The organism is Brevundimonas sp. AVps31 (assembly GCF_058681355.1).
Genome location: NZ_CM178736.1, coordinates 1,093,873 through 1,118,213, shown reverse-complemented (window position 1 = coordinate 1,118,213; position 24,341 = coordinate 1,093,873). Strand labels below are relative to the sequence as shown.

Sequence of the window (24,341 nt, the reverse complement as noted above, 5' to 3'; positions counted from 1 at the left end):
AGAGGTTCACGTGGACGCCTTCGAAGCGATCAAGGCCACCTTCTTCCAGGAATGCGCCGAACTGCTGGCGGATCTGGAGGCCAAGCTGCTGATGCTCGAGTCGGGTCAGACCGACCTCGAGACCATCAACGCCGTCTTCCGGGCCGTTCACTCGGTCAAGGGCGGGGCCGGGGCCTTCGGGCTGGAGGCGCTGGTGCGCTTCGCCCACGTCTTCGAGACCCTGATGGATGAGCTGCGCGCGGGCCGCAAGGAATGCGACGACCTCACTGTCCGCACCCTGCTGCGCGCCTCCGACGTGCTGGCCGACCACATCGCCGCCGCCCAGGGCGTCGCCCCCGCCGTGGACGAAGCCCGCTCCGCCGGTCTGGTCGCCGAGATGGAAGTCCTGACCCACGGCGAGGCCTCGGTCCCGGGCGCCGTCGAGGACGAGGATGACGACTTCGGCTTCACCCCCCTGACCGTCGGCCTGGCCCCCCTTCCCGCGCTGGATCTGCCCGCCCTCGACCTGCCGCCGCCGGCCCCCGCCGCCGCCGCCCCGACCGGGTGGCGCGTGGTCTTCCGGCCGCATGGCGCCATGTACGCCAACGCCAACGAGACCGCGCTGCTGCTGCGCGAACTGGGTCGCCTCGGCCCGGTCGAGGTCTCGCTCGACGACAGCGCCATCCCCGCGCTGGACGTTCTCAACCCCGATGAAAACCACCTGATCTGGACGCTCGACCTGACCGCCGCCGTTGACGAAGCCGCGGTGCGTGAGGTCTTCGACTTCGTCGAGAGCGACTGCGATCTCAGCGTCACCCCGATCGGCGGCGCGATCCTGCCGGACCTGTCCGATCTGCCGACCCTGACCCCCGCCGCCCCCGCCGCCGATCTCGACATCGCCGCCCTGCTGGCCCGCGCCGCCGCGCCGATTGAGGCCCCGGCCCCCGCAGCGGTGGTCGAGGCCGCCCCCGCTCCCGCCCCCGCTCCGGCGCCGGTCGCCGTCGTCCCGCCGGTCGCGCCCGCGGCCCCCGCCGCCCCCGCCGCTCCCGCCGCTCCGGCGGCGGTGGTTCCGGCCACCATCCGCGTCGACCTCGATCGCGTCGATCGCCTGATCAATGTGGTGGGCGAACTGGTCATCCAGCAGGCCATGCTGGCCCAGCGCGTGGCGGAAAGCGGCCTGACCCGGTCGTCGGGCGTGCTCATGGGTCTGGAAGACCTGGAGCTGCTGACCCGCGAAATCCAGGACAGCGTCATGGCCATCCGGGCCCAGCCCGTGAAGTCGGTCTTCCAGCGTATGCCCCGTCTGGTTCGCGAAGTCGCCGACATGACCGGCAAGCGCGTCAAACTGGTCACCGCCGGCGAGGACACCGAGGTCGACAAGACCGTGGTCGAACGCCTCGCCGAGCCGATCACCCACATGCTGCGCAACGCCATCGACCACGGGCTGGAAAAGCCGGACGTGCGCGAAGCGGCCGGCAAGCCCGCCGAAGGCACGGTCCATCTGGCCGCCCTGCATCGCTCGGGCCGCATCGTCATCGAGATCAGCGACGACGGAAACGGCATCAACCGCGAACGCGTCCGCGGCATCGCCGTCAGCCGGGGCCTGATCGCCGACGACGCCGTCCTGACGGACGAGGAAGTCGACAACCTGATCTTCCTGCCCGGCTTCTCGACCGCCGAGACCATCACCGACGTCTCGGGCCGGGGCGTGGGCATGGACGTGGTCAAACGCTCCATCCAGGCCCTGGGCGGACGCATCACCATCAGCTCGATCCCTGGCAAGGGCTCGACCTTCACTCTCAGCCTGCCGCTGACGCTGGCGGTGCTGGACGGCATGGTCGTCGGCGCCGCCGAACAGACCCTGGTCGCCCCGCTGACCAACATCGTCGAAAGCCTGACCCCCCGCGCCGAGGACGTGCACTACGTCGGCGGTCGTGACGCGGTCATCCGCTTCCGCGACACCTTCGTGCCGCTGGTCGACGTCGCCCAGATCATGGGTTTCCGCGACACCCCGGTGCCGCCCGGACAGGGCGTGGCCATGGTGGTCGAAACCGAGTCCGGCGCCCGCGCCGCCCTGATGGTCGACGCCATCCAGGGCCAGCGTCAGGTCGTCATCAAGAGCCTTGAAACCAACTACCAGCAGGTGACCGGCGTCGCCGCCGCCACCATCCTGGGCGACGGTCGCGTCGCCCTGATCCTCGATGTCGACGCCATCGTCGCCGGCGCCCGTCGCCGCGTCTCTGGCCCTGAACTCAAGCTCGCGAGCTGATCCCATGACCGAAGTGCAAAACAACGTCGCCGCCCGTGAACTGATCGCCTTCCGCATCGGCGAACAGGAATTCTGCGTGGACATCATGTCCGTCCGCGAGATCCGCGGCTGGACCCCCGCCACGCCCCTGCCGCGCTCGCCCGGCTATATGAAGGGCGTCATCAACCTGCGCGGCGCGGTCCTGCCGATCGTCGACCTGGGCGCCCGCTTCGGCCTGCGCACCGCCGAACCGACGGCCCGCCACGTCATCATGGTCGCCCACATCGGCGGCCGCACGGTGGGCCTGCTGGTCGACGCCGTGTCGGACATCATCCAGCTGACCGACGGCGCGGTTCAGCCGACCCCGGACGTGGCCAGCGATGACGTGCGCACCTTCGTGAAGGGCATCTTCGCCCTCGACGGTCGCATGATCAGCCTGATCGAGCTCGACATGATCCTGCCGGAAAAAGAAGCCGAAGCCGCATGACGTCCGCCGCCGGGGCGCCGTCGATGGTAGAGGGCGAATTCGTCCTCACGCCGGAAGACTTCCGCCACATCGCCCACACCCTGCATTCCTACGCCGGCATCGCGCTGGGCGAGGGCAAGGCCGCGCTGGTCTATTCGCGTCTGGCCAAGCGCCTGCGTGTGCTCGGCCTGCGCAGTTTCCGCGAGTACTGCCAGCTGATCGACGGCGTCGAGGGCGTGGACGAGCGTCAGCTGATGACGGCGGCCCTGACCACCAACGTCACCCGCTTCTACCGTGAGCCGCATCATTTCGATCACCTGCGCGACCAGGTGATGCCCAAGCTGGCCGCGCGCGCCCGCGCCGGCGGCCGGGTCCGCCTGTGGTCCGCCGCCTGTTCGAACGGGCAGGAGCCCTATTCCATGGCCCTGACCGTGCTCCAGACCCTGCCGGAAGCGGCGGACCTGGACGTGAGGATCCTCGCCACCGACATCGACCCCAACATGGTCGCCCAGGGCCATGACGGGACCTATTCCGAAGAGGCGCTGGAGCCCGCGCCCGTCACCCTGTGGCGCAAATATTTCGACCGCGCCGACCGGGGCCAGTGGACCGCCGGCGCCCAGCTGAAGCGTCTGGTCTCGTTCCGGGAGCTGAACCTGATCGGCGACTGGCCGATGAAGGGCAAGTTCGACGTCATCTTCTGCCGCAACGTCGTCATCTATTTCGATGACACCACGCAGGAACGGGTCTGGAACCGCTTCACCCCGCTGATGACCCCGGGCGCGACCCTCTACATCGGTCATTCCGAGCGCGTCTCCGGCACGGCCGCCGCGCGCCTGCAGACCAGCGGCCTGACCACCTACCAGCTGGGGACCGGCGCATGAGCCTGCCCGTCACGGTTCTGGTCGTCGACGACAGCCCCACCATGCGCGGCCTGCTGACCGCCGCCCTGCGTCGCGATCCCGAGATCGAGGTCGTCGGCTCGGCCGCCGATCCGCTGGAAGCGCGCGAGGCGATCAAACGTCTGAATCCCGACGTCATCACCCTCGATGTCGAGATGCCCAATATGAACGGGCTGGAGTTCCTCGAGAAGATCATGCGCCTGCGGCCGATGCCGGTGGTCATGGTCTCGACCCTGACCCAGGCGGGCGCCGAAACCACCGTGGCCGCGCTGGAAATGGGCGCCGTGGACGCCATCGGCAAACCCATGGACGGCACCCCCGCCGCCATCGCCTTCGCCGATCTGGCGCTGAAGGTGAAGGCCGCCGCCCGCTCGCGCGTGCGCTCCCGCAGCGACGCCCCGCCGGCCGCGCCGGCCGCGCCGGCCGACTACCGCCCGGACCCCAATCTGGTGCTGGCCATCGGCGCCTCCACCGGCGGGGTCGAGGCCCTGCTGACCATCCTGCAGGGCTTCCCCGCCAACTGCCCGGCGACGGTCATCACCCAGCACATGCCGGCGACCTTCACCAAAAGCTTCGCCGCCCGTCTGGACAAGGTCTGCGCCCCCGTCGTCAGCGAGGCCGAGGACGGCGCGCCGGTGAAGCCGGGCCACATCTACATCGCCCCCGGCGGCGAGGCGCATCTGGAGGTCACCGGGGCGTCGCCGCGCTGCCGTCTGGTCCGCTCCGACACCGTCAACGGCCACCGTCCCTCCGTGGACGTCCTGTTCCACTCCGTGATCGGACTCAGCCGCCCGATGGCCGGGGTTATCCTGACCGGCATGGGCAAGGACGGCGCCCGGGGCCTGCTGGCCATGCGCGAGGCCGGGGCCCGCACCTTCGGTCAGGATGAGAGCTCCTCCGTCGTCTACGGCATGCCCAAGGCCGCGCACGAAATGGGCGCCGTCGAACGCCAGCTGCCGCTCCACCGTCTGCGTCCCGCCATTCTTGATGCCTGCGCCGCGTCCCCCCGCGCCGTACCGCCCGCCGCCTGAAGGATCCTGTATGCCTGCCGCCGCCGCTCTTTCCGTTCTCGTCGTCGATGATCAGCTGACCATGCGGTCGCTGGTCCGCAACAGCCTGCAGCAGCTCGGCGTCCGCGACATCCGTGAGGCCGCCGACGGCGAGATCGCCCTGCGCGAGATCGTCACCAAGCCGGCCCATCTGGTCATTTCCGACTTCAACATGCCCAATCTGGACGGTCTGGGTCTGCTGCGCGCCATCCGGGCCCACCCGCCGATCCAGACCACCGCCTTCGTCATGCTGACCGGCCGCGCCGATCGCGAACTGGTGCAGCGCGCGGTCCAGTTCGGGGTCAACAACTACCTCGTCAAACCCTTCACCGTCGCCCAGCTGAAAGAGAAGCTGGAAGGCGTCTTCGGTCCCCTGACATGAGCCCCGACCCCTATCCCGGGTCGGCCACGGGCCGCCCCGAAGTCCGCATCCACGTCGGCCAAGGCGAGCACCACATCAGCGCCGATCCCAACGTCATGCTGACGACGGTGCTGGGCAGCTGCGTCGCCGCCTGCCTGACCGATCCGCTGGCCGGCGTCGGCGGCATGAACCATTTCCTGCTGCCGGACGGCGCGGGCGCGGGCACTGACGCCGGCCGTCGCTACGGCGCCTATGCGATGGAGCTGCTGATCAACGAACTGATCAAGGCCGGCGCCCGTCGGGAGCGGCTCGAGGCCAAGCTGTTCGGCGGCGGCCGCATGTTCGACAGCCTGCGGGACGTCGGCGTCGCCAACGCCGACTTCGCCGAACGCTTCCTGCGCGATGAAGGCATTCGGGTCGTCGGCGGCAGCCTGCGCGGCGCGGGTGGTCGGCGCCTGCACTACTGGCCCGCCAGCGGTCGCGCCCTGCAGCGCGGCGTGACCGACGCCGTCACCCCGCCGGCGCGTCCCGTCATGGCCCCCGCACCCGTCGCGACGGGCGGCGAGCTGGAGCTGTTCTGATGCCCGCGGACGCGCCCTCCCTGCTGGCCGCCCTGGCCGCCGAAATCGGCGACGTCCGCGCGGGCGTGGACCGGGTCTCGGGCCTGCTCACCGACCTCGTCCGCCGCCTGCCGGTCGAGCATCGCGCCGAGGCCCTGACCGACGCCCAGGCCCTCGATGTGCTGATCCAGCGCCTCGACGCCGTCGAGGGCGTGCTGAACGGCCTGGCGTCCGGCCAGACCTCCGCCGACGCCGTCTCCAATGTCCTGCTGGCCGATGTGGCCGGACGCCTGAACGGCCACCAGCCGGCCCGCGCGTCCGACGACGCCGGCGACCTGCTGCTGTTCGACTGACGCCATGGCCAGCAACGCCAACGCCCGCGTGAATCTGGAGCACTCGACCGTGCTGCTGGTCGACGACAATCCGAAGGCGCTGGATATGCTCAGCTCGATCTTCCAGGGCTTTGGCGTCAAGCAGCAGATCAAGTGCGAGAGCGCGGTCGACGCGGCCGAGATCCTCAAGCGTCAGGTCGTCGACCTGATCCTGGTCGACTGTTCGATGCCCGAGATGGACGGCTTCGACTTCACCCGCTGGCTGCGGCGCGACATGCCGGCCCCGGCGCGCCACACCCCGGTCATCATGCTGACCGGCCACGCGGCCCAGTCCAATGTCCAGAAAAGCCGCGACTGCGGCGCCAGCTTCGTCGTCGCCAAGCCCCTGACCCCCGCCGTCCTGCTGCGCCGCATCCTGTGGCTGGGCCATGACGAGCGCGAGTTCGTCGAATGCGACAGCTACGTCGGTCCCGACCGCCGCGTGCGCAATTTCGGTCCGCCGCTGGGCGCCCCCGGCCGCCGCTCCGGCGACCTGTCCACCCATGTGGGCGAACCGGCCGAGGCCAATATGGATCAGTCCGACATCGACATGATGATGAAGCCCATGCGTGTAGCCCTATGAGTGAAGTGCGGACGACCAAGATCAAAAGCACCCTGGCCCGGCAGCTCGCCCGGCCCGGCGGCCGCACCCTCGCCGAGGCCCAGCGTCTGGCCGAGACCGGGCTGCAGAGCCACAGGGATGGGGTCATGGAGGATCTCGGCCGCCTGATCGGCCAGCTGGAGACCCTGTGCGCCGCCGCCGCGCCCGAGGGCCGCGACCGCGTCTATGTGCTGGCGTCGGCCCTGGTGGACATGGCCGGCTTCTTCGACACCGGCCCCCTGTACAGCGCCGGCTACAGCCTGTGCGACCTCAGCGACCGCATGCAGGCCTCCGGCGCCTGGAGCTGGCCCGCGGTCGAGGTCCATGTGAAGGCCCTGCGCCTCATCCTGGCCAGCGGCTGCAAGGCCGACGCCGGGTCGGAGGTGCTGCTGGCGGGCCTGCGCAGCGTTCAGGGAGCCTTCGCGCCCGCCGTCTAGCTTGCGAACCGCGCCCTCAGCTCCGCCTTCACCACCTTGCCCGCCGCATTGCGGGGCAGGGGCGCGTCGACGATGACGACCTCCACCGGCGTCTTGAACGCCGCCAGCCTCGCCGCCGTCAGCGCCTTCAGCGTGTCGGCGTCCACCGTCTGGCCGGGCGCCAGCGACACCACCGCCACCGGCACCTCGCCCAGCACCGGATGCGGCCGTGCGATCAGGGCCGCCTCGGCCACCGCCGGATGGTCGAACAGCACCGCCTCCACCTCCTGGCAGTAGATGTTCTCGCCGCCGCGAATGATGATGTCCTTGGCCCGGTCGACGATGAAGCAGAACCCCTCCTCATCGATCCGCGCCAGATCCCCGGTGTGGACCCAGCCGCCGACAAAGGTCTCCGCCGTCGCCTCCGGCCGGTTCCAGTAGCCCTTCACCACATTCGGCCCATAGGCCAGCAGCTCGCCCACCTCCCCCGTCGGCAGTTCGGCGCCGTCCGGCCCCACCACCTTGATCGCGCTGACCGGCATGGCCGGGCCGCAGCTGTCGGGCCGGTTGACGTAGTCCTCGCCGAAGTGGTGCGTATGGGTGGCCGAGGTCTCGGTCATGCCCCAGCCCGAGCCCGGCCGCGCGCTGGTCCGGTCGTCGATCTGGCGCACCAGATCGGTCGGCGCCGCCGCCCCGCCATAGGTCACCGTCTCCAGCGAAGACAGGTCGTATTTGTCCCGGTCCGGATGCTGCAGCAGCTGGATCGCCACCGTCGGCACCCCGCCGATCAGGTTGATCTTCTCCCGCTCGATCAGCATCAGCGCCTCGCCGGCGTCGAACCGCCGCTGGCACACCAGAGTCTGGCCGGTCACCAGCGCGGGCAGCAGCAGGGCGTTGCAGCCGGTGGTGTGGAAGAAGGGGATCGACACCAGCCCCACCTTGCCCGGCGCGCTCGGGTCCAGCGCCGGCGGCGCCTCGCCGCGACGCACATAGGCGCGCACCAGCGAATACAGCCCCGCCACCGCGCCGCAGCCGGCGTTCCGGTGCGTGCCCAGCGCGCCCTTGGGCGAGCCCGTGGTGCCCGAGGTGTAGAAGATCGCCGCCGCATCCTCCGGGTCCAGCGCCACCCCCGGCATCTCGCCCGGCGGCAGGTCGGCCCAGGTCATCGGCGCCCCGATCACGGCCTCCAGCCGGTGCACGCGCGGATCACCGAACGCCTCGGTCCCCCGGCACACCAGCACATCCGTCAGCGCCGTCAGCTCGGGCAGGTGCGGCGCGATCCGCTCCAGCCGCTCCACGTCCACGAGGACGACCGTGCTCCCCGAATCCGCCAGCCCGTAAGCCAGCTCCGCCCCCGTCCACCAGGCGTTCAGCGGCGTGGCGATGGCTCCGCACAGGGTCGCGGCGAAGAAGGCCACCGGCCATTCCGGCAGGTTGCGCATGGCGATGGCGACCCGGTCGCCCTTCTTCACGCCGCGCGCCCGCAGGTCGGCGGCCAGCGCCAGCGTCGCCCGCGCGAAGGCCTCGAACGACACCCGCTCCTCGCCATAGACGATGAAGGTCCGATCCCCCCACTGCCGCCCGGCCATGAAGCTGTGCATCAGCGTCGGCGGCGCATTTTTCCAGATTTTATAGGGCCGCCCCTCGATGGTCGCCTCCACCACCTCGAACGGCGATCCGGGCGCCGTCAGGGCGGCGGTCGCCTGGGCGAGGGTCAGCGCGGGCCATGCACGCGGTGCGGCTGTGTCGGTCATCGGCGTCTTCCTGGCGTTTTCTTGGGGGGCGCCGCTTTACGCGGTCTGCTCTGACGCCAGAGTGACCCCGATTACCGCAACTTATCAAGGTTCAGTCTGGCGGCGTCGCGCTCCGGCGCCGGTCCGGGGGGGAAGGGACCAGACGCCGGATCGCTGCTTCACCGCACAGGGCCCGTCCAGGAGACGCAACCGGACCCCGCGAAGCGCGACGCCGTCCCGGCCCGGACGGTTCGGAACGACGTCGTCCGCGACCGGCGTGCTGATGGAAAACCGGTCGCGCGATGGTCATACCGCGAGGCGCGGGCCGACGCAGCCTTCACTTTAGTTATAGGGATGGGGCGTGGTGAGGGTGGAGCGGCGGCGAAACCGCGCCGCCCGTGACCAAGATGGTCTTGGTCTTGTTGTCGTCTCTCACAGTCATTCGGCCTCTGGCGCTTCTATCGACGCGGCGGCGAAATACTGTTCGTCCGTCACATGCTCCAGCCAGGTGACAGGCGAGCCGTTCTGGCTTTCGTGGATGGCGATGTGGGTCATGGCTTCGTGAGGCGTGGCGCCGTGCCAGTGCTTGTGCTCGGGCGGGCACCACAGGATGTCGCCCGCATAGAACTCCAGCTTGGGTCCGCCTTCGATCTGGGTCCAGCCGACGCCTTCGGTGACGATCAGGGTCTGGCCCAGCGGATGGACATGCCAAGCGGTGCGGGCGCCGGGCTCGAAGTGGACAATGGCGCCGCCGACGCGCGACGGCGCTTCGCGCTGAAACTGTCCGCTGATGGTGACGCGGCCGGTGAAGAATTCCGCCGAACCCTCGATCGTGGTCTGGTCGGCCTTGCGGGTGATTTCCATTATGCGTGCGTTTCCTTGCGTCTGCATGGGGGTCTCGCCGCCGAACAGGGCGGCCGCGGCTGAAACAATCGAGCCGATCACGACAGGTGCTCCTCGAAGAAGCGCGTCAGTCGATCGAACGGGATCAGATCGACGCGGTCATAGAGATCGACGTGACTGGCCCCTGGGATGATCACCAGTTCCTTCGGCTCGGCCGCCGCCGCGAAGGCGGTCTCGCTGAAATAGCGCGAGTGGGCCTTCTCGCCGTGGATCAGCAGGATTGGTCGGGGCGAAATCTCCGCGATGTGGGTCATCAGCGGGAAGGTCATGAACGACAGCGGGGTCGTGACCGTCCAGGCGTTGCCCGAGTTCACGGCGCGGGCATGATAGCCGGCCGGCGTCATATAGTAGGCGTGGTAGTCGACCAGGAACTGCGCCTCGCCGCCCTTCAGTTCGTTGGCGGGCGGACCATAGGCGGGGGCGCCGTTGCGGGCATCGACCCAGCGCTGGCGGCTCATCTGCTCCAGCGATTGCGCCCGCTGTTCCGGCGTGACGCTATCGTTGTAGCCCCGCGACATGACGCGGCTCATGTCATACATGGTGCTGGTCGCGACGGCCTTGACCCGCTTGTCGGTCGCGACCGCGTTCAGCGCCATGCCGCCCCAGCCACAGATGCCGATGACGCCGATCCGCTCCTGATCGACCGACGGATGCAGGCCGAGGAAATCGACCGCCGCCATGAAGTCTTCGGTGTTGATGTCTGGCGACGCGACGTTGCGGGGCTGTCCTCCGCTCTCGCCCGTGAAGGACGGATCGAACGCCAGGGCCACGAAGCCCCGTGCCGCCATCGTCTGGGCGTAGAGGCCCGACGACTGCTCCTTGACCGCGCCGAACGGGCCGCCGACCGCGAGGGCTGCCAGACGCTGTCCGTCCCGGCCCTTGGGTCGATACAGGTCACCCGTCAGAGTGATCCCGTAGTGGTTGGTGAAGGTGACCTTCTGATGGTCGACGGTGTCGTCACGGGGGAACACCTTGTCCCAGTCACTGGTCATGGTCTGCGCCTTTGCATTCGAGGGGAGGAGGGACGCAGCGGCCAAGGCAGTCACGCCGGCGCCGGTCAGTTTCATCAGGCCGCGACGGTCCATCGCGGGGGACGGCCGGGTCTGAAGGTCGGGGGACGTCGGGGTCATGTCGGGCTCCGTAGGTTTCTGCTCAGCGGGGTTTCAGCAGAGCGCGGCCATCGCGGACGATCAGGACGGCAATGGCGGCGAGGGCGACGCTGGCGATCAGCACGGCGTTGATGGACAGGTGGTCGAGCAGCAGGCCGCCGATGACGGCGCCCAGAAGGATCGAGGTCTGGACCGCGGCGACCATCAGGCCGCCGGCGGCTTCGGGCGCGTCGTCGGCGTTCTGGGACATCCAGGTCATCCAGATCACCGACATGGCGGTGTTCATCGCGCCCCAGACGACCAGAAGAACCCCTGCCGCGATCGGCCAGCCGCCGACGACCAGCAGGCCCGCGGTGACCGCGCCCATGACCAGGGCCGGCAGGCGCAGAAGCCGGGAGACATCGCCGGTGATGAAACGGCCCGAGGCCCAGGTGCCGACGAAGCCTGCGCAGCCGAGCGCGAGCAGCAGGATCGACAGGCCGGTGACGCCCACGCCCGTAACCTGTTCGAGGAAGGGCCGAAGATAGGTGAACAGGGTGAAGGCCGAGCCCCAGGACAGCATCGAAGCGATCAGGCCGATCAGGAAATAGCGGCGACGCAGCAGGTCGAGCATGTCGCCGATCCCCCGCTGTCCGCGGGCCGGCAGCGACGGCAGGGCGGCGACGTGCCAGACCAGATTGGCGGCGACGAGCGGCGTCAGCGCCCAGAAGACCTCGCGCCAGCCGAACAGGCCGCCGAAATAGCTGCCGATCGGCGCGGCGAAGGCGGCGGCGATCGCCTGCCCGCCATACATCAGGGCGAGAGCGCGCGGCACGTCCGCCGCCGGAACCAGCCGCATGATGACGGATGTCGCCAGCGCCCAGAACCCGCCGATGCAGAGGCCGAGCAAGGCCCGCCCAGCCATCAGGACCTCGAAGTTCGGCGCGGCGGCGACGAGCACCAGCGAGGCGCCCATCAGGCCCGTCAGGCCGACGAGAACCCATTTGCGGTTCAGTCGTCCGGCGACAGTGCTCACCCCCAGACTAGCGATGACCGCAAACAGGCCGCTGATCGAGACGGCCTGACCGGTTTGCCCGACGGAGGCGTCGAGGCCATCGGCCATAGGCGTCAGCAGGCTGACCGGCATGAACTCCGAAGCGATCAGCAAAGCCACGCAAAGCGCCATCGACAGGACCGCGCCCCATGCGGCGACCGGTGTCGCGGCTTCGGATGTCGGTGCGATGTCCGCCAGCATGGTCGTCTCCCTCTTTCGTCGAGGGACAAACTAGGCTCTGGCGTTCAAAGCGATTAGACATGGAGATCGGCATGAACTAATCGATGCAGACGATTAATCGAGGAGGCCGTCCGTGGCCCAACCGGACCTGAACCAGCTGACCTGGTTCCAGATCGTCGCCGAGGAGCGCAGCTTCACCAAGGCCGCAGCGCGGATCGGCGTGGCCCAGTCCACCCTCAGCCATGCCATCCGTCAGCTTGAGGCGCGTCTGGGCATCCGGCTGCTAACCCGCACGACCCGCAGCGTGGCGCCCACGGCGGCCGGCGAACGTCTGCTCCAGACGATCACGCCGCGCCTGGCCGAGATCGAACAGGAGATCGAGAGCCTGACCAGTGTGCGGGACCGGCCAGCGGGCTCGATCCGGCTGACCCTGTCGGACCACGCTCTCGACAGCGTCGTCTGGCCCAAGCTCAAACCTGTGCTGGCCGCCTATCCCGACATCAAGGTCGAGCTGATCCTCGACAGCACCTTCCGCAACATCGTCGAGGAGCGGTTTGATGCCGGCGTCCGGTTGGGCGAGAGCGTCGAGAAGGACATGATCGCCGTGCGTATCGGGCCGGACTGGCGTCTCGTCGCCGTCGCCTCACCCGGCTATCTGGCCGAACGCGACAGGCCCCAGCATCCAAAAGACCTGGTCGCCCACGCGTGCATCAACATGCGCCACGAGTCGGCGGGCAGCCTCTATGCCTGGGAGTTCGAAAAGGACGGTCAGGCCCTGCGCGTCCGCGTCGACGGCCAAGTCACCTTCAACAACTCCTACGCCATGATCGACGCGGCGATCAGCGGTCTGGGGATCGCCTACGTGCCGGAAGACATCGTTGCGTCCCGCATCGCCTCAGGGGAGCTGGAGGTGATCCTCGACGATTGGTCCCCGATGTTTGACGGGTATTTCCTCTACTTTCCGAGCCGGCGGCAGAATGTGGCCGCGTTTCAGATCGTGGTGGATGCCCTGCGCCACCGGAGCGCATGAAAGTCTGCTTTTCGGGCGGAGTTTGATGTCTGCCCTTGGCGTGCCCTGCCATCCGCAGCATCCGCTCCGGCCCAATTCGCAAAGACAGGAAATGGCGCACCCGACAGGATTCGAACCTGTGACCCCTGCCTTCGGAGGGCAGTACTCTATCCAGCTGAGCTACGGGTGCGGCTGACGGCGAAAACGCCGGAGGCAAGGCCTCTACAGCAGGAGCGCCCCGCCCTCAATCCCGAAAGCATGACGACGCTTGGCCGGGGGCGCGTCCGGGCCTAGCCTGCGGCCGCTTCGCCGATGGAGATTTCGATGCGCGCCCTGCTTCTCGCCGCCCTGTGCCTGCTCGGCGCCTGCGCCTCTACCCCCGTCGCCCCGTCCGGTCCCGGCGGCGACAGCCTCGACGCCGTCGCGCGCGACTATGTCGCCCTGACGCTGGAGATCGGCGAGCGCGAGCCCGGCTATGTCGACGCCTACTATGGTCCGGCCGAGTGGCAGGCGGCGGCCAAGGCCGACCCGCGCACCGTGCCGCAGCTGATCCAGGGCGCCGCGACCCTGACCGAGCGGCTGAACGCCATCCCGACCGCGCGCGCCGACCGCATGACGGTCCAGCGCAAGGCCTATCTGCTGGCCCATGTCTCGGCGGCCTCGGCCCGGCTGCGCATGCTGTCGGGCGAAAAGATGAGCTTCGCCGACGAGGCCTTCGCCCTGTTCGGCGTCCGGCCCGAGCTCAAGCCCCTGTCCGACTATGATCCCGTGCTGGCCCGTATCGACGCCCTGCTGCCCGGCGAGGGGTCCCTGACCGACCGGGTGACGGCGTTCAAGGCGCACTACATCATTCCCAAGGACCGGCTGCAGGTCGTGATGGACGCCGCCATCGCCGAATGCCGGGCCCGCACCGCCCGCCACATCCGCCTGCCGGCAGGCGAGAACTTCACCCTCGCCTTCGTCGGCGACAAGCCGTGGTCGGGCTATAATTATTACCAGGGCGGGGCCCAGTCGAAGATCGAGATCAACGCCGACTTCCCCATCTATACCGAACGGGCCATCGACCTGGGCTGCCACGAGGGCTACCCCGGCCACCACGTCTACAACGCCCTGCTGGAACAGACCTTCGTGCGCGACCGCGGCTGGGTCGAGATGAGCGTCTATCCCCTGTTCAGCCCCATGTCCTTCGTCGCCGAGGGCAGCGCCAACTACGGCATCGACCTGGCCTTCCCCGGCGAGGAGGCGACCCGGTTCGAGCGTGAGGTGATCTTCCCCCTGGCCGGGCTCGACCCCGCGACGGCCGGGAAGAAGGCCGAGCTGATGGCCCTGACGCGACAGCTGGCGCGGGCCGAATACACCATCGCCGACGACTGGCTGTCGGGCCGCGTGGGCCGGGACGCGACCATCGAGCGGCTGATGACCTACAGCCTCGCCGACCGCGCCAAGGCGACCCAGCGCCTGCGCTTCATCGACACCTACCGCAGCTACATCATCAACTACGGCCTCGGCCGCGATGTGGTCCAGGCCTGGGTCGAGCGGCAGGGGCCGGATCACTGGCAGGGCATGGAGACCCTGTTGTCCAGCCAGATCCTGCCCGCCGACCTCGGCCGCTAGGGCTCAGTTGACGGCCGGGCCGGCCCGGTCCAGCGACTGCATGAAGGCGGTCAGCCGGGCCAGGGCGCGCAGGTCCCGGTCGTCGGTCCGGCTGCCGGCGCGCAGGTTGTCCTGCAACACCTCCAGCATCATGGCCGCCTGTTTCGGCGTCTCGGGCTTCTGGTCCAGGATCTGGGCCTCGGCGCGGGCGCGCAGGGTGTCGTCGCAGTCGTCAGGGGCGCTGGGTTGCGTCCAGATCGACCAAGCGTGATCGATGTTTGTCTTGGGCATGGGATCCGCCCTCCCGGGCGAAGCGTCGGGCGGCCCAGGCTTCCCAGGCGCCGACGAAGAAGGTGATACAGATGAGCAGCCAGACCTCCAGCCGGATGGTGACGGCGGTCCAGACGAAATGCCGGCCCGAGGCCAGCAGGGGCACGAGGTGGGTCAGCACCGAGATCAGCTGGAAGCCGGCGAGCGCCGTCAGCCACCACCGGTCCCGCGTATAGGTCAGGGCCAGGATGGCGAGCAGGAAGGCGATCTCCAGTCCCGCCACCCCCGCGCGCCAGGACCCGATCTGGATCGGCTCCACGACGCGCACGAGGATCAGCAGGGCCAGCACCATTACCCCGACCGCGCGCTCTTCCCAGCCGCCGAAGCGGAACAGGGCCAGGACGCCGGCCAGCGTGACGCTGATGATCGCGATCGTGACCACCCGGACCCGGCCCTCAGACCGTGACCAGACGACCGGTGGGCTTGGGCACGGGCCCGTCCCGGGTGCCGTCGTCGGGCTTGGTCTCGCCCGGGATCAGCATCGTGTGGTTCAGCCCGATCCGGCGGGCGTCGCGAAGCGCGTGGTTGTGCGCCTCGACCAGTTCGCCGCGCGCCTCGGTCAGGGTGAGCAGGGCCCGGGCCGCGGCGCTGAAGGCGCGGTGCCCGGCGCCGGCGGCCAGGCCCGCGCTCATCCGGCCCGACAGGCCGTGCGAGATCATGTCGGCCAGGCGCGCGCCGGCGGCGTCCAGCATGTGTTCGGTTTCGCGCAGGTCGAGCGCGACGGCGCTGGCGAACTCGTCAGGTTTACGGGCGATGTTCATTGGGTCCTTCGGGATCAGGGGTTGCCACCTGTCGGCGCGAAAGGATCCGTTCCCCCGAACACCAGACCGACCAGCCCCGTCAGGACCGTCAGCAGGATCAGCCCCGCCATGGCCCATCCGAAGACGGCCAGGGTGCGCACCCCGGCAGAGCCCGGCGTGCGCCACCGTCCCAGCCTGGCGTAGAGGCCGTAGAGCCCCCCGGCGGCCGGAGTGGTGGAGGCGAGGGAACCGGCGAACCGGCCCGCGTCGACGCCCTGATCTGGCGTCGAAACCGGGCCCGGCGGTATGGCGTCCGTCGCGTATGACGCGTCAGACGCCAGGGCCCTCAGCGCCGCCTTGCGGGTGTTGACCCCGAACTTCCTCAGGATCTCGCGGAAATGCTTGTCGACCGTGTTCTCGGAGATGCCGAGCGCGCGCGCGATCTCCTTGTCCGTCATCGTGGCGGACAGACGCAGGCATTCCTCCTGCCGCTTGGTCAGCCGTTCCGGCATTCCGCAACCCTCCCCCGGCGCCAGCTAAGTCGGTTAGGTCGTGGTCGTCCAGAGCCTTGATTCTTCAAGAAGCTTTCGTGGCTTATGGACAACGCCCGAAGTTAACGCCGGGAACCCGTGTTCGGCGGCGTCCGCGGGTCAGCCCGCCCCTCACTCCTCTCCGCGGCGCGGGGAGGGGGACCGCCGGCGCAGCCGGGGGTGGAGGGGTCTGCCCGCATCGCCGCGCACCCCCGTCTCCTCCCCATCACCGATGGGGAGGGGGACCGGCCGAAGCCGCGCAGCGGCGAAGGCGGGTGGAGGGGCTCTTCACCCCAGGCGCCTCCCCGTCAGGGCACGATCCCGCTCACCGGTCCGACCCCGTCGTCCTCATCGTCATCCTTCGGCAGCGGAATCGCCCGCCCCGGCCGCTCCAGCGCCTCGGCGTCCTCGCGCAGCTCTTCCAGGTCGTCGTCCAGAGGGGTGTCGGGATCGGTCATCATCAGGCTCCGTCTGTTCAACCTCAAAATGACCGGACCCGCCCCGGTGTTCCCGTTCCTCCCCCGACGGGGGAGGGGGACCGCGCGAAGCGTGGTGGAGGGGCGCCCGCCGCCCCACGGACCTGATCCTTCGTCGGCGCGCCCCGCGCGCCCGACACGCCCAGCCCCGGTCGCCCGACCCGGCGCGGATCAAGGACAGGCCGTCCCGGCCTGCCGCGCGAGCGGCGCGCCGCGTTCTTGAGCCGCGCCGGGGCGGGTGGCACCCGCAACAGCGCCTGGAAGCTACTGCGGTCAGCAACTTGCAGCGCCGCAGTCGTCTGAGTGACCGCGAACTGCCAACATTTCAGCCTGACAGATGGCGACGGCGCGGGGTGCACCGGCTCGTTGCGGTTCATACGGCGGACGGTTCTGGGGAGGGTGGGACGGCGAAGACTGCCTTTCCACGGCTGAACGGAGTGGTCGGTTGTACGAGCGAAGCCCGGCACGGTTGCAACGGCTACGCTGAGTAACCATGTCGACTGAAGGTAACCTGCGCGATCCGTGCCTACGACATGCTCAGGCTCGTTCCACTTAAGAGGCCTTGCATATGAAACTTGTTGCCCACTTTGATGCCTTCTTGAAGGACACGGTGGATTTGAACGCAACCCGCATTCAAACCCTGGAAGATCGTGCAGCGGCCATTCGGAAATTTGTCCGGCAAGCAGATTGGGGTGCTGTCGTCTTGGACGTCGACGTCCAAGGATCTTGGGCTCACAAGACGATAATAAAACCGGTGGACCAAGGCGAGTTCGACGCCGATCTGTTGGTGTCCGTAGAGCCTGTGGAGGGCTGGGAGGCCAAAGACTATATAAACAACCTCGCCACAGCTTTCAAAGAAAGTGAGTCCTACAAAGAAAAATACAAGAAATGGGATTATTGTGTAACAATAACTTATGCAAACGATGCCAAAATTGATGTAGCACCTCTTGTGGTCGGTCGTGTGGCTGAGGGCGAACTAGAGGTTTGCAATCGCAAATTGAATTCATACCAAAGATCTGAGCCTAATAAGTACACGAGATGGCTCGTCGAGAAAAATCAACTCTCTGGATCTAATTCATTTCGTAAGGTAACTCGGCTACTAAAATATCTGAGAGATATAAAGGGTCGATTTGTTTGCCCTTCCGTTCTCTTGACGACCCTAGTGGCAAACCAGATCGAGGAATCTGATAAGGACGGGGGCGATTTTACTGACGTGCCGACGTCGCTCCAAACGATAATGGGTCGGCTTGATGACTGGCTTCAGGAAAACGAAAGCAAGCCGAAGGTTTGCAATCCGTTCCTCGCAGAGTCCGATTGCGAGGAGGACTTCGCCGAAGCGTGGACCGACGCGCAGTACGAGAATTTTCGGGCCTCTATCAATCGCTATCGGCAATGGGTCGATGAAGCCGTAGCGGCGGATGATCGCGATGCGAGCATCACCGCTTGGCGCCGGCTGTTCGGCGATGAGTTCGCGCCTAGCATCGTCGTTCAAAAGGCGATGCAGGCGGAGGGCAGATACGCTCTCGCTAGCTTGGATGCTCCGATCACCGGAATATTCCGAGACATTGTTGATGCTGTGAAGCTGTTTGGTCGAAGCGCGATCCCGAAAAATTTCTGGCATGTTCGACACATGCAAGCCCCAACTTGGGCAGATCGCCGAGATCCAGAATTGGAAGTAGTCGTATCAGCCACAACGGGCGGACCTGAAACTCACATGAACTCACGAAGGGTGCTCTCAGCCGAGCCTCTCCGTCCAAACCAAAAAATCTGGTTTGAAGCAAAATGGGCAGATGGAAGGGCCCTCGGGCACAACTTCCTCGTTCAGTGGCGGATCACCAACACCGGCGAAGTTCCAGATCCTCGCGGCGGCTTCTATCCGGAGAAGCCCGGTGAAGCTTATTCCGAGATGTTGGAGTGGCGAGGCGTTCACCTTGCGGAGGCATTTGTTTTGCGAAGGCTGGACAACAGCTTGGTAGCAGTAAGCGAGCCATTCTACGTCACGATCGAATAGACGGGTTAGGCTATGTAACCAGCTTCTCGCAACATCTCCTCGGCACCTTGGTTCATCTGCTTTTCAAGACTGGGGCGCAGCCGTTCGTAGATCCCAGGAAGAATCAACGGACTTGAAGATCGTCGGCTGAAGATGGCGTCTTGGAACGCGCGCGAGCGGGCGGTGCAGCTCCCTGGATCACAGAGGCCATCTCGCGTTTCGGCCCATAGCGCGTCCGCCTGCCCCTTGAGCAGGTCTTGCGCATCAGCCGTGTCTTTCTGGCGAAAGAACTCCCGCAGCGACCAAGTTAACACCGGCGCTGCAGGGGCAAGGAAATTCAAGACGAGGCTTTGGATTGTCCAGCCAGCGAACATCGCAATCGTGAGGAATGCAAAGGTTAGCGTCGCGGCGATGATTAGGAGGACCGCGCCATATCGTCGTCGAAGCGCGGCGTCGTACCAGAGGTTCGTTCGCTGACAAATGACGCGCGCCAAGTGTAGTGGAGTACCGCCCACGATGACGGGGTACCAGTTCCTCTGCTTCACATCTGTGCCGTTGCGCCGCAGCCAAGCATCAGATGCGGCTGAGACGACCTCCGGGTCCACCGGACGTCCCGCCAAAAATGCGTTGGCTTCGATTTCTAGAACTTTGCAGTCGAACTGTTCCGCGATCTTTGCCGCCATTTTCAGGCGCGACCGTTGGATTCGATCAACAACGACCGTATCGATTATCGTGATCGTCAGGGCTAGGGCAGCCACATATGGCCTGGCCGTCTCCACAAATAGGCCAATCACGGCACCTGTGATGGGGACCCCTACCGTAAGAACTATCTGGAGCTTCAGAAGGTCGCTGGCCTGTGCCCAAATCTCCTGACGTGCGCGCATAAAGCGCATGGCTTCATCGGAGTTCTGAGCAGCCGGAATACTGTTCACGACATCTTCCCAAAAATAACCTCAAGCGCGACAATGCGCTAGCGGGTTAGCTGTATCAGATTGGAAACGGCCATCCATTCTCTTAGCGTTGGTTCTCAACGCCTGTATCATTGCCCTCGATCGCGCTGCCGTCGGCCTCCACGGTATCGCCAGCCGTAACTTGGGCATCGACTGAGTCGGCGATGCCCCGAAGCATCGGAGCGACCAAGCGTGCAGCCGCGTCTTCGATCTCGAGGTACGGCTTCATCCCATCTTGTTCGTCAATACGAACCTTGCAGTTGATGACATTCTGATAGCTGCGGTCACCATCACCAATGCTACAAAAAAGCATGTAGCTGACTTCGAAGTAAGCGGCGCTCCCGGGCCGGCCAACGTTCTCCACCGTCACATTACCGTCACGATGTGTAGTGGTCGGCGTTGCCTCTACTTCCTTGAAAAAGCGTACTTCGCCGTGACCGAGGTTTACCGAATTCACCTGCGCCATACGATTCGTTCTCCTTTTGATCCAACTTAACCACAACGCGTGCGGGAGTCGAGGAACGACGCAATGTCGAATGAAGCGTTGGCTTTTCAGAAACCAAAAAGGGCGCCCCGGTCTCCCGGAGCGCCCTCTTCGTTCTCAGCCTGTAACGGCGGAGCTTCGCGGACCTTAGAAGTCCATCCCGCCCATGCCGCCCATGCCGCCGCCCATGTCGGGGGCGCCGGCGCCGCCCTTCTTGGGGGCGTCGGCCACGGCGGCTTCGGTCGTGATCAGGATGCCGGCCACGGAGGCGGCGTCCTGCAGGGCGGTGCGGACCACCTTGGCGGGGTCGATGACGCCCATCTTGACCAGGTCGCCGTACTCTTCCGTCTGGGCGTTGAAGCCGAACGACGGGTCGTTGTTTTCCAGCACCTTGCCGACGACGATCGAACCCTCGACGCCCGCGTTCTCCGAGATCTGACGGATCGGGGCCTGCAGGGCGCGGCGGATGATGGCGATGCCGGCGTTCTGGTCGGCGTTGTCACCCTTGAGGTCGGCCAGGATCCTGGACGACTTCAGCAGGGCGATGCCGCCGCCCGGGACGATGCCTTCGTCAGCCGCGGCGCGGGTGGCGTTCAGGGCGTCGTCGACGCGGTCCTTCTTCTCCTTGACCTCGACCTCGGTCGAGCCGCCGACGCGCAGGACGGCGACGCCGCCGGCCAGCTTGGCCAGACGTTCCTGCAGCTTCTCCTTGTCGTAGTCCGAGGTCGTGGCTTCGATCTGGGCCTTGATCTGGCTGATGCGGGCCTCGATCGCGTCCTTCTCGCCGACGCCTTCAACGACGGTGGTGTCGTCCTTGGTGATGGTGACCTTCTTGGCGCGGCCCAGCATGTCGAGGGTGACGCTTTCCAGCTTGATGCCGAGGTCTTCCGAGATCACCTGGCCGCCGGTCAGGACGGCGATGTCCTCCAGCATGGCCTTGCGGCGATCGCCGAAGCCCGGCGCCTTGACGGCGGCGACGCGCAGGCCGCCGCGCAGTTTGTTGACCACCAGGGTGGCCAGGGCCTCGCCCTCGATGTCCTCGGCGATGATCAGGAGCGGACGACCCGACTGCACCACGGCTTCCAGGATCGGCAGCATGGTTTGCAGGCTGGTCAGCTTCTTCTCGTGCAGCAGGATGAGCGGCTCCTCGAGTTGAACCTCCATCTTGTCGGCGTTGGTGATGAAGTAGGGGCTCAGGTAGCCGCGGTCGAACTGCATGCCCTCGACGATGTCGACGGTGGTTTCGGCGGTCTTGGCCTCTTCAACGGTGATGACGCCGTCGTTGCCGACCTTGGCCATGGCCTGGGCGATCAGGGCGCCGACTTCGGCGTCGCCGTTGGCCGAGATGGTGCCGACCTGGGCGATCTCGTCGTTGGAGGTGACCTTCTTGGAGCTGGCCTTGATGTCGGCGAGGACGGCGGTGACCGCCTTGTCGATGCCGCGCTTCAGGTCCATCGGGTTCATGCCGGCGGCGACGGCCTTGAGGCCTTCCTGCACGATGGCCTGGGCCAGGACGGTCGCGGTGGTGGTGCCGTCACCCGCCTTGTCGTTCGTCTTCGAAGCGACTTCGCGGATCATCTGGGCGCCCATGTTCTCGAAGGCGTCTTCCAGCTCGATCTCTTTGGCGACCGAAACGCCGTCCTTGGTCGAGCGCGGGGCGCCGAAGGACTTCTGGATCACCACATTGCGGCCCTTGGGCCCCAGCGTCACCTTGACGGCATTGGCGAGGATGTTGACGCCGCGCAGCATCTTGTCGCGCGCGTCGGTGTTGAATTGTACGATCTTGGCAGCCATTGAGGCAGCTCCTGTCTGTTGATTTCGTTTAGGAAGTCGTCGAACGCCGGGTGCTTAGGACAGCACGCCCAGGACGTCCGATTCCTTCATGATGATCAGCTCGTCGCCGTCGATCTTGATCTCGGTGCCCGACCATTTGCCGAACAGGATGCGGTCGCCGGCCTTCAGTTCCAGAGCCTGGACCACGCCCTTGTCGTCACGGGCGCCGGGGCCGACGGAGACGACTTCGCCTTCCTGCGGCTTTTCCTTGGCGGTGTCGGGGATGATGATCCCGCCTTTGGTCTTGGATTCTTCTTCAACGCGCTTCACGAGCACGCGGTCGCCGAGCGGACGGAACGCCATCGGTAGTGTCTCCCTTGAGAAAAGTCTGTCGGTCCCCGAACGACCGCCATTTTGGCAGCCGTAGGCCGAGAGTGCCAACGCGAGCGGGAGGTAGGGCGGCGGCCGGTGAACGTCAAGCGGCGCGGCGCTTTTGACGCGTCTCAATCCGTGGCGGCGGCCAGGGTCCAGGCGGCTTCGACCTGTCGGGCGAACAGGGGGCGGGCGCCGCGCACGCGGGTGCGCCAGTCGCGGCCGCGGGCCTGCTGGCCCAGCAGGTCGCCGAGGCCCCCGCGCACCAGCACCAGCGCCTCGTCCGACCGCGCCCGGTTGATCAGGAAGCCCGCATACTGCTCGGTCCCCGACAGGGCCGTGGCGTGGGCGGGGGGCAGGCGGGCGGCGGCGACGCTCCTCGCCCGCTGGTACAGCGCCTCCGCCTCCGGCGCCCGGCCCAGTCGGTCCAGCACGCCGGCATAGCCCGCCAGGGCGTCCAGCAGGTCGGGACTGTCCGCGCCCACCCCGGCCTCATAGACCGCCAGCCCCTCGCGGAACGGCGCCTCGGCCTCGGTCCAGCGGCCCTGATCGGCCAGGGCGTAGCCCAGGTTGGTGCGGGCGTTGCCGGTGAAGGGATGGTCCGGCCCCACGATCTCGAGGGCCAGCGCCAGAGCGCGACGCAGGGGCGGCTCGGCCCGCACGCCGTCCCCGGCCTCGTGCAGGAACCAGCCGTGGTTGGTCAGGCACTGGGCCAGCAACACCGGGTCGTTCGCGCTTTCGGCGATGGTCACGGCGCGCAGGTACAGCGGCTCGGCCTGATGCGCCCGCCCGGTCCGGCGCAGGGAGTTGCCGAGGTTGGACAGCACGATGGCGACATGGAAGTCGTCGGGCCCGTACAGCACCTCATACATGCCCAGCACCTGGCGGTAGATCGGGTCGGCCTCGGCGTGCCGCCCCTGCGCCGTCAGGGTGTTGGCGACCAGGTTCAGGCTGTCGGCGGTCTTCTCATGCACCTCCCCCAGCCCGGCGCGGCGCAAGGCCAGGCTGGCGCGGGCCGAGGCTTCGGCCTCTTCGTTCCGGCCCATGGCGTCAAAGGCGCGGGCGCGGTCGTACATCAGGGTCGCCCGCTCCAGCGGGTCCGACGTCGCCTCGTCCAGCAGGGCCAGCGCCCGCTCCAGATCGGCCAGCGCCCCGGCATAGTCCCCGCCTTCCAGCTTCAGCCGCGCCTGCACCGCCAGCGGATGGGACATCGCCTTCGCGTCCGGCCCCAGCCGCGTCTCGACCACCTCGACCGCCGCCTTCAGCGCCGCGGCCGCCCCTGCGGCGTCGTCCGCGCCATAGCGTTCGATCCCCAGGGCGATCAGGGCGTCGGCGGCGGCCTGCGGGTCGGCCTCCCGCTCCAGAATGGCCCGCACCGGATCGATTTCGGTCGGCGCGGAAAGGCGCACATCCGCCGGCGGAGGCGGAGGCGGAGGCGGGGGCGGGGGTGGTGGAGGCGGCGCGGGCTGGGCCGGGCGCGGCGGCGGTTCCTGCGGCGGCGCGGTCTGGGCGAGGACAGGCGTCGCCGTCAGCGCCAGCGCGGCTCCCGTCACAGCGATCCCCAACAGCCTGCGCACGTCGTCCCCCGTCCCCTGTCCACAGGGGTTCCGGCATCAGTCCGCATTACGCCGTTGTATGCAAGGTGAACCGTATCTGAACGCCCCCCTCCCGGCCCGTTCAGGCTCGCCCCCTCATAAAGGCGTCACACCCGGCGCCGAGATCGCCGGCCCCGCTTGAAAGGACCCGACCATGAAGACGCTTTCGAAGATTGCTTTCGCCTCGCCGGCCCTGGTCGGCGCCCTGACCCTGATGGCCGCCGCTCCGGCCGAGGCCCAGAGCCGCTACCGCGACCGGGACAATAACAACACCGGCCGTGACGCCATCGTCGGCGCCGTCGTCGGCGGCCTGGCCGGCGCCCTGATCGGCAACGGCGACGGCACCTATATCGCCGGCGGCGCCCTGGCCGGCGCCGCGGTCGGCGCGGCCGCCAGCAACCGTGGCGACGGCTGCGAATACTACCGCGGCGGCCAGTGCTATCGGAACCAGGGTCATTGGGAACGTGAGCACGGCATCAACGGCAACAACGGCTATAACCGTCGCGAAGAGCGCCGCTACGACCGCTATGAACGCCGCGACCAGCGTCGCGACTACCGCTACGACCGTCGCTGGTAGTCGCAGGGACACCT

Annotated in this window: 27 protein-coding genes and 1 tRNA gene; 13 read left to right on the top strand and 15 right to left on the bottom strand. The window is 67.5% G+C overall.

Features of this window, described 5'->3' with window-relative positions:
• Window positions 1-10: 10 nt before the first annotated feature.
• Genes ACW174_RS05340 through ACW174_RS05300 form a run of 9 tightly spaced genes read left to right on the top strand, consistent with a single transcriptional unit; the run spans window position 11 to window position 6,971 of the window.
• On the top strand, window positions 11-2,248 hold the full coding sequence (locus ACW174_RS05340; RefSeq protein WP_492016669.1) for a chemotaxis protein CheA: 2,238 nt from the start codon (window positions 11-13) through the stop codon (window positions 2,246-2,248).
• A gap of 4 nt (window positions 2,249-2,252) precedes the next feature.
• On the top strand, window positions 2,253-2,714 hold the full coding sequence (locus tag ACW174_RS05335; protein ID WP_492016668.1) for a chemotaxis protein CheW: 462 nt from the start codon (window positions 2,253-2,255) through the stop codon (window positions 2,712-2,714).
• Window positions 2,711-3,574: a CheR family methyltransferase gene (locus ACW174_RS05330; protein ID WP_492016667.1), complete on the top strand. Its 864-nt coding sequence runs from the start codon at window positions 2,711-2,713 to the stop codon at window positions 3,572-3,574. Before ACW174_RS05335 ends, ACW174_RS05330 begins: the two co-directional genes overlap by 4 nt.
• The gene (locus ACW174_RS05325) at window positions 3,571-4,623 is read left to right on the top strand and encodes a protein-glutamate methylesterase/protein-glutamine glutaminase (protein WP_492016666.1); all 1,053 of its coding nucleotides are present in this window, start codon (window positions 3,571-3,573) and stop codon (window positions 4,621-4,623) included. Before ACW174_RS05330 ends, ACW174_RS05325 begins: the two co-directional genes overlap by 4 nt.
• A gap of 10 nt (window positions 4,624-4,633) precedes the next feature.
• On the top strand, window positions 4,634-5,023 hold the full coding sequence (locus tag ACW174_RS05320) for a response regulator (protein WP_492016665.1): 390 nt from the start codon (window positions 4,634-4,636) through the stop codon (window positions 5,021-5,023).
• Window positions 5,020-5,583: a chemotaxis protein CheD gene (locus tag ACW174_RS05315; RefSeq protein ID WP_492016664.1), complete on the top strand. Its 564-nt coding sequence runs from the start codon at window positions 5,020-5,022 to the stop codon at window positions 5,581-5,583. Before ACW174_RS05320 ends, ACW174_RS05315 begins: the two co-directional genes overlap by 4 nt.
• The gene (locus ACW174_RS05310; protein ID WP_492016663.1) at window positions 5,583-5,915 is read left to right on the top strand and encodes a DUF8776 family protein; all 333 of its coding nucleotides are present in this window, start codon (window positions 5,583-5,585) and stop codon (window positions 5,913-5,915) included. The genes ACW174_RS05315 and ACW174_RS05310 overlap by 1 nt, the downstream gene beginning before the upstream one ends.
• A gap of 4 nt (window positions 5,916-5,919) precedes the next feature.
• A complete protein-coding gene (locus ACW174_RS05305; RefSeq protein ID WP_492016662.1) occupies window positions 5,920-6,516 on the top strand; it encodes a response regulator in 597 nt (198 codons plus the stop codon).
• A complete protein-coding gene (locus tag ACW174_RS05300; RefSeq protein ID WP_492016661.1) occupies window positions 6,513-6,971 on the top strand; it encodes a chemotaxis protein CheE in 459 nt (152 codons plus the stop codon). The genes ACW174_RS05305 and ACW174_RS05300 overlap by 4 nt, the downstream gene beginning before the upstream one ends.
• Here the strand turns inward: ACW174_RS05300 and ACW174_RS05295 are convergent.
• From ACW174_RS05295 to ACW174_RS05280, 4 genes are all read right to left on the bottom strand, one after another.
• Window positions 6,968-8,704, bottom strand: coding sequence for a class I adenylate-forming enzyme family protein (locus ACW174_RS05295; RefSeq protein ID WP_492016660.1), 1,737 nt, complete (start codon window positions 8,702-8,704; stop codon window positions 6,968-6,970). The genes ACW174_RS05300 and ACW174_RS05295 overlap by 4 nt on opposite strands.
• Before the next feature lie 417 nt (window positions 8,705-9,121).
• Window positions 9,122-9,628, bottom strand: a complete 507-nt coding sequence (locus tag ACW174_RS05290; protein ID WP_492016659.1) for a (R)-mandelonitrile lyase — start codon at window positions 9,626-9,628, stop codon at window positions 9,122-9,124.
• Window positions 9,625-10,716 (bottom strand): alpha/beta hydrolase, encoded by a 1,092-nt coding sequence (locus ACW174_RS05285; protein WP_492016658.1) that lies wholly within the window; start codon window positions 10,714-10,716, stop codon window positions 9,625-9,627. Before ACW174_RS05285 ends, ACW174_RS05290 begins: the two co-directional genes overlap by 4 nt.
• 22 nt (window positions 10,717-10,738) lie before the next feature.
• Window positions 10,739-11,929 carry an MFS transporter gene (locus ACW174_RS05280; RefSeq protein ID WP_492016657.1) on the bottom strand — a complete coding sequence of 397 codons (1,191 nt, stop codon included), beginning with the start codon at window positions 11,927-11,929 and terminating at the stop codon, window positions 10,739-10,741.
• A 112-nt stretch (window positions 11,930-12,041) separates the two neighbouring features.
• Here ACW174_RS05280 and ACW174_RS05275 point away from each other — a divergent pair, with 112 nt between their 5' ends.
• Window positions 12,042-12,938 carry a LysR family transcriptional regulator gene (locus tag ACW174_RS05275; RefSeq protein WP_492016656.1) on the top strand — a complete coding sequence of 299 codons (897 nt, stop codon included), beginning with the start codon at window positions 12,042-12,044 and terminating at the stop codon, window positions 12,936-12,938.
• Window positions 12,939-13,030: 92 nt separating this feature from the next.
• Here ACW174_RS05275 and ACW174_RS05270 read toward each other — a convergent pair.
• Window positions 13,031-13,107 (bottom strand) — tRNA-Arg (locus ACW174_RS05270).
• 134 nt (window positions 13,108-13,241) lie between these two features.
• Here ACW174_RS05270 and ACW174_RS05265 point away from each other — a divergent pair.
• Window positions 13,242-14,531 carry a hypothetical protein gene (locus ACW174_RS05265; RefSeq protein ID WP_492016655.1) on the top strand — a complete coding sequence of 430 codons (1,290 nt, stop codon included), beginning with the start codon at window positions 13,242-13,244 and terminating at the stop codon, window positions 14,529-14,531.
• Between the two features lie 3 nt (window positions 14,532-14,534).
• Here ACW174_RS05265 and ACW174_RS05260 read toward each other — a convergent pair whose 3' ends face one another.
• From ACW174_RS05260 to ACW174_RS05240, 5 genes are all read right to left on the bottom strand, one after another.
• The gene (locus tag ACW174_RS05260) at window positions 14,535-14,801 is read right to left on the bottom strand and encodes a hypothetical protein (protein ID WP_492016654.1); all 267 of its coding nucleotides are present in this window, start codon (window positions 14,799-14,801) and stop codon (window positions 14,535-14,537) included.
• The gene (locus ACW174_RS05255) at window positions 14,743-15,222 is read right to left on the bottom strand and encodes a hypothetical protein (RefSeq protein WP_492016653.1); all 480 of its coding nucleotides are present in this window, start codon (window positions 15,220-15,222) and stop codon (window positions 14,743-14,745) included. Before ACW174_RS05255 ends, ACW174_RS05260 begins: the two co-directional genes overlap by 59 nt.
• A 13-nt stretch (window positions 15,223-15,235) precedes the next feature.
• Complete coding sequence (locus ACW174_RS05250) at window positions 15,236-15,601, bottom strand: hypothetical protein (protein WP_492016652.1); 366 nt, start codon at window positions 15,599-15,601, stop codon at window positions 15,236-15,238.
• Window positions 15,602-15,615: 14 nt separating this feature from the next.
• Entirely contained in the window at window positions 15,616-16,092 is a 477-nt protein-coding gene (locus ACW174_RS05245; RefSeq protein ID WP_492016651.1) for a LuxR C-terminal-related transcriptional regulator, read from the bottom strand.
• A gap of 326 nt (window positions 16,093-16,418) precedes the next feature.
• Window positions 16,419-16,568 carry a hypothetical protein gene (locus ACW174_RS05240; RefSeq protein ID WP_492016650.1) on the bottom strand — a complete coding sequence of 50 codons (150 nt, stop codon included), beginning with the start codon at window positions 16,566-16,568 and terminating at the stop codon, window positions 16,419-16,421.
• A 586-nt stretch (window positions 16,569-17,154) separates the two neighbouring features.
• On the opposite strand from ACW174_RS05240, the gene ACW174_RS05235 reads away from it, so the two are divergent.
• Window positions 17,155-18,597 carry an SMODS domain-containing nucleotidyltransferase gene (locus ACW174_RS05235; protein WP_492016649.1) on the top strand — a complete coding sequence of 481 codons (1,443 nt, stop codon included), beginning with the start codon at window positions 17,155-17,157 and terminating at the stop codon, window positions 18,595-18,597.
• Between the two features lie 5 nt (window positions 18,598-18,602).
• On the opposite strand, the gene ACW174_RS05230 is transcribed toward ACW174_RS05235, so the two are convergent.
• From ACW174_RS05230 to ACW174_RS05210, 5 genes are all read right to left on the bottom strand, one after another.
• The gene (locus ACW174_RS05230; RefSeq protein ID WP_492016648.1) at window positions 18,603-19,508 is read right to left on the bottom strand and encodes an S-4TM family putative pore-forming effector; all 906 of its coding nucleotides are present in this window, start codon (window positions 19,506-19,508) and stop codon (window positions 18,603-18,605) included.
• A gap of 82 nt (window positions 19,509-19,590) precedes the next feature.
• Complete coding sequence (locus ACW174_RS05225; protein ID WP_492016647.1) at window positions 19,591-19,992, bottom strand: hypothetical protein; 402 nt, start codon at window positions 19,990-19,992, stop codon at window positions 19,591-19,593.
• Window positions 19,993-20,157: 165 nt separating this feature from the next.
• Window positions 20,158-21,804, bottom strand: a complete 1,647-nt coding sequence (gene groL, locus ACW174_RS05220; RefSeq protein WP_492016646.1) for a chaperonin GroEL — start codon at window positions 21,802-21,804, stop codon at window positions 20,158-20,160.
• A 54-nt stretch (window positions 21,805-21,858) separates the two neighbouring features.
• The gene (locus tag ACW174_RS05215) at window positions 21,859-22,146 is read right to left on the bottom strand and encodes a co-chaperone GroES (protein ID WP_492016645.1); all 288 of its coding nucleotides are present in this window, start codon (window positions 22,144-22,146) and stop codon (window positions 21,859-21,861) included.
• A gap of 140 nt (window positions 22,147-22,286) precedes the next feature.
• On the bottom strand, window positions 22,287-23,708 hold the full coding sequence (locus tag ACW174_RS05210; RefSeq protein ID WP_492016644.1) for a tetratricopeptide repeat protein: 1,422 nt from the start codon (window positions 23,706-23,708) through the stop codon (window positions 22,287-22,289).
• A 196-nt stretch (window positions 23,709-23,904) separates the two neighbouring features.
• On the opposite strand from ACW174_RS05210, the gene ACW174_RS05205 reads away from it, so the two are divergent.
• Window positions 23,905-24,327: a YMGG-like glycine zipper-containing protein gene (locus ACW174_RS05205; protein ID WP_492016643.1), complete on the top strand. Its 423-nt coding sequence runs from the start codon at window positions 23,905-23,907 to the stop codon at window positions 24,325-24,327.
• Window positions 24,328-24,341: the final 14 nt, after the last annotated feature.

Bases quoted from the DNA above. Each gene is read 5' to 3' on its own strand.
- ACW174_RS05335 (WP_492016668.1), top strand. From the start codon at position 2,253: ATGACCGAAGTGCAAAACAACGTCGCCGCCCGTGAACTGATCGCCTTC.
- ACW174_RS05330 (WP_492016667.1), top strand. From the start codon at position 2,711: ATGACGTCCGCCGCCGGGGCGCCGTCGATGGTAGAGGGCGAATTCGTC.
- ACW174_RS05325 (WP_492016666.1), top strand. From the start codon at position 3,571: ATGAGCCTGCCCGTCACGGTTCTGGTCGTCGACGACAGCCCCACCATG.
- ACW174_RS05320 (WP_492016665.1), top strand. From the start codon at position 4,634: ATGCCTGCCGCCGCCGCTCTTTCCGTTCTCGTCGTCGATGATCAGCTG.
- ACW174_RS05315 (WP_492016664.1), top strand. From the start codon at position 5,020: ATGAGCCCCGACCCCTATCCCGGGTCGGCCACGGGCCGCCCCGAAGTC.
- ACW174_RS05310 (WP_492016663.1), top strand. From the start codon at position 5,583: ATGCCCGCGGACGCGCCCTCCCTGCTGGCCGCCCTGGCCGCCGAAATC.
- ACW174_RS05305 (WP_492016662.1), top strand. From the start codon at position 5,920: ATGGCCAGCAACGCCAACGCCCGCGTGAATCTGGAGCACTCGACCGTG.
- ACW174_RS05300 (WP_492016661.1), top strand. From the start codon at position 6,513: ATGAGTGAAGTGCGGACGACCAAGATCAAAAGCACCCTGGCCCGGCAG.
- ACW174_RS05295 (WP_492016660.1), bottom strand. From the start codon at position 8,704: ATGACCGACACAGCCGCACCGCGTGCATGGCCCGCGCTGACCCTCGCC.
- ACW174_RS05285 (WP_492016658.1), bottom strand. From the start codon at position 10,716: ATGACCCCGACGTCCCCCGACCTTCAGACCCGGCCGTCCCCCGCGATG.
- ACW174_RS05280 (WP_492016657.1), bottom strand. From the start codon at position 11,929: ATGCTGGCGGACATCGCACCGACATCCGAAGCCGCGACACCGGTCGCC.
- ACW174_RS05265 (WP_492016655.1), top strand. From the start codon at position 13,242: ATGCGCGCCCTGCTTCTCGCCGCCCTGTGCCTGCTCGGCGCCTGCGCC.
- ACW174_RS05260 (WP_492016654.1), bottom strand. From the start codon at position 14,801: ATGCCCAAGACAAACATCGATCACGCTTGGTCGATCTGGACGCAACCC.
- ACW174_RS05250 (WP_492016652.1), bottom strand. From the start codon at position 15,601: ATGAACATCGCCCGTAAACCTGACGAGTTCGCCAGCGCCGTCGCGCTC.
- ACW174_RS05245 (WP_492016651.1), bottom strand. From the start codon at position 16,092: ATGCCGGAACGGCTGACCAAGCGGCAGGAGGAATGCCTGCGTCTGTCC.
- ACW174_RS05240 (WP_492016650.1), bottom strand. From the start codon at position 16,568: ATGACCGATCCCGACACCCCTCTGGACGACGACCTGGAAGAGCTGCGC.
- ACW174_RS05235 (WP_492016649.1), top strand. From the start codon at position 17,155: ATGAAACTTGTTGCCCACTTTGATGCCTTCTTGAAGGACACGGTGGAT.
- ACW174_RS05225 (WP_492016647.1), bottom strand. From the start codon at position 19,992: ATGGCGCAGGTGAATTCGGTAAACCTCGGTCACGGCGAAGTACGCTTT.
- groL (WP_492016646.1), bottom strand. From the start codon at position 21,804: ATGGCTGCCAAGATCGTACAATTCAACACCGACGCGCGCGACAAGATG.
- ACW174_RS05215 (WP_492016645.1), bottom strand. From the start codon at position 22,146: ATGGCGTTCCGTCCGCTCGGCGACCGCGTGCTCGTGAAGCGCGTTGAA.
- ACW174_RS05205 (WP_492016643.1), top strand. From the start codon at position 23,905: ATGAAGACGCTTTCGAAGATTGCTTTCGCCTCGCCGGCCCTGGTCGGC.